We start from the raw sequence: 2,509 nt of genomic DNA on the forward strand, positions 1-2,509 counted from the left end.
AATTAGTTTCACAGAGAGCTCTAGCAATGCAAAAAGCCTGCGAAATAACACCTTCAACAATGGCCGCAGTTCTTGGATTAGCTGACAATATCGTTGAAGAAGTTTGTGCTTCTATTGACGGAGTTGTAGTGGCGGCTAATTATAACTGTCCCGGACAATTAGTGATTTCTGGTGAAACTTCTGCAGTTGAAAAAGCTTGTGAAGCGATGAAAGAAGCGGGTGCAAAAAGAGCGTTGATATTGCCTGTAGGCGGAGGTTTTCACTCTCCAATGATGGAACCCGCAAGAGAAGAATTGGCAGCAGCCATTGAGGCAACTACATTTTCAACTCCAATCTGTCCAGTGTATCAAAATGTGACAGCAACAGCAGTTTCTGACGCAAATGAAATCAAGAAAAACTTGATTATCCAATTAACAGCTCCAGTAAAATGGACACAATCCGTACAGCAAATGATAAAAGATGGTGCCACTTTGTTTACCGAAGTGGGCCCAGGAAAAGTATTGACAGGTTTAATTGGAAAAATTGATAGAGAAGCGGTGACGGCGAATGTTTAAGATTAGTATTCAGTGGTCAGTTTTTAGTGATCAGTGTGTTTATAAACAGAATCCTCATAAACTATAAGTTTGTGGGGATTTTTTTTTAGGATTTACATAATTGGATTTTATAACTTTACAAAAATAACTTCCCTATGAAAATTGATTTTTTTTTGTGGTATATCATACCATTAGTTTTAAGTTTCTTTATTTTGATAAAATCAATATCAAACACCCTAAAATATCGATTCTACTTTAATTATCTAATTAGCGGAATTCTAATCATTGTAATTTCCTTTTCTCAAGAAATACAATATGAAATTTTTTTCAAAAATGCTTGGCCAACATATTTACCTTGTATTTTCATTGGTCTATCATTAATTATTTTAATGATTCAAAATGTTTTTTACTAATATAAAAACCAAAAATCCTAAATTACCAACTCGATAATTTAGGATTTTGTTTTATGCTGAACACTAAAAACTGAACAATGATTACTTGTTTCTGACTTTCTGTTCCCATTTCCAGGCGCTTTCCATCGCTTCGTCTAAGGTGGATTCTGCTTTCCAGCCCAAGACATTGTTGGCTTTATCGGTACTGGCATAAGCCGAAGTAATATCGCCTTCACGTCGAGCTACAATTTTATAAGGCAATTTTTTTTCGCTTACTTTTTCGAATGAATGAATTACCTCTAAAACTGAACTTCCTGTTCCTGTTCCTAGATTAAAAATTTCGACTTTATCCAAATTCTTTTTATTCAATAGTCGTTTCAAAGCGATAACGTGGGCTTTGGCCAAATCGACTACGTGAATATAATCGCGTATTGCTGTTCCATCAGGGGTAGGATAATTATTGCCGTAAACCGATAATTCTTTTCGTAAACCCAATCCAGTTTGAGTGATAAACGGCACTAAATTTTGTGGAACTCCTAGTGGCAATTCGCCAATTTCAGCCGACGGATGTGCTCCAATTGGGTTGAAATAACGCAACAAAATCGCGTTGATATTGGTTACTTTGGCTGTATCCGTTATGATTTCTTCGCCTATTTGCTTGGTATTTCCATAAGGTGACATTGCCGTTTGAATGGATGCATCTTCGGTAATGGGCATTTTTTCGGCTTGACCGTAAACCGTGCAAGAGGAACTAAAAATAAAATTGGCTTCCGGTTGTTGTTGCAATTCCTGAAGCAAATAAATTAAGGTATTCAGGTTGTTTTCATAATACAACAATGGATTTCCAACACTTTCGCCAACCGCTTTCGAAGCAGCAAAATGGATTACTCCCGAGATATCGCGATGTCTTTTGAAAAAATCCTGTACTTTTTCTTTGTCTCTCAAATCCAAATTTTCGAATGCCGTGTTGATTCCCGTAATGTTGGCAATTCCATCCAAAACATTCAATGAGGTATTCGATAGATTGTCAATAATGACAACTTCAAAACCCTGATTTTGCAATTCGACCACAGTATGAGAACCAATAAAGCCCAAACCTCCTGTTACTAGTATTTTCATATTTATTATTTAAACCGCAGATTTGCGGATTTTTGGTGTTTTTTAGTATCTATATTATTTGTAAAATTAAAATCCGCGAATCTGCGGTAAATTAACCTAAATATTCTAAAACGCTATCCGTTATGAATTTGAATTGCTCATCGTCTAATTCGGTATGCATTGGTAAAGAAATTACTTCTTTTACCAATAGATTTGTTACTAGAAAATCTTCTTCTTTGTAACGAGAATCTGCATAAGCTTTTTGTGAATGCAACGGAATTGGGTAATAAATAGCACAAGGAATTTCTTTGCTCAATAAATGATCCATCAAACCGTTTCTGTCTGCATTGATTATTCTTAAGGTATATTGGTGAAAAACATGATCATCTCCATTTAAATCAAATGATGGAGTTACAATATTCGAATGGCCTTCAAAAGCTTTATTATATTTTGCTGCTGCCTCACGACGAGCATTACAATAATTAT

Annotated in this window: 3 protein-coding genes; 1 reads left to right on the forward strand and 2 read right to left on the reverse strand. The window is 35.4% G+C overall.

The window, feature by feature from the left end:
- Window positions 1-554 (forward strand): ACP S-malonyltransferase (locus tag PHC28_RS18275; protein WP_300103904.1); only part of this gene is annotated, 554 nt, incomplete at its 5' end.
- Window positions 555-1,027: 473 nt separating this feature from the next.
- On the opposite strand, the gene galE is transcribed toward PHC28_RS18275, so the two are convergent.
- Both galE and PHC28_RS18285 read right to left on the reverse strand, forming a co-directional pair.
- Window positions 1,028-2,044, reverse strand: coding sequence for a UDP-glucose 4-epimerase GalE (galE, locus tag PHC28_RS18280; RefSeq protein ID WP_300103907.1), 1,017 nt, complete (start codon window positions 2,042-2,044; stop codon window positions 1,028-1,030).
- Window positions 2,045-2,135: 91 nt separating this feature from the next.
- On the reverse strand, window positions 2,136-2,509 hold a 374-nt coding region (locus PHC28_RS18285), incomplete at its 5' end, for a DegT/DnrJ/EryC1/StrS family aminotransferase (protein ID WP_300103909.1).

Origin of the sequence: Flavobacterium sp., assembly GCF_028712645.1 — a bacterium.
Classification (GTDB): Bacteria; Bacteroidota; Bacteroidia; order Flavobacteriales; family Flavobacteriaceae; genus Flavobacterium.

Bases quoted from the DNA above. Each gene is read 5' to 3' on its own strand.
- galE (WP_300103907.1), bottom strand. From the start codon at position 2,044: ATGAAAATACTAGTAACAGGAGGTTTGGGCTTTATTGGTTCTCATACT.